This window comes from Dawidia cretensis (assembly GCF_018598175.1).
GTDB classification, from domain to species: Bacteria; Bacteroidota; Bacteroidia; order Cytophagales; family Cyclobacteriaceae; genus Ohtaekwangia; species Ohtaekwangia cretensis.
Genome location: NZ_JAHESE010000280.1, coordinates 1 through 229 on the forward strand (window position 1 = coordinate 1; position 229 = coordinate 229).

The 229-nt window shown below is 43.7% G+C and carries 1 protein-coding gene; it reads left to right on the forward strand.

Annotated features, from left to right (window positions below):
* Window positions 1-26: 26 nt before the first annotated feature.
* A partial coding sequence (locus KK062_RS30650) for a c-type cytochrome (protein ID WP_254088168.1) occupies window positions 27-229 on the forward strand: 203 nt, incomplete at its 3' end.

Here is a 229-nt window from a genome sequence, read left to right on the forward strand (position 1 = left end):
GTGCTGGAGTATGGGGAACTACTGAGATGGCGGCACATCCCCAGATTAGCGTAGAAGATGCCAGACAAATGGTTGAATATATTCTTTCATTGGGAGAAGATAAGTCAGCTCAGCGTTTGCCATTATCAGGAACTGTGACACCAGAAAAAGAAACCTCAGGCGCGTATTTGATTACAGCTTCATATTTCGATAAGCCAGTTAACAACGTTCCATCAATGCAAGGCAATAC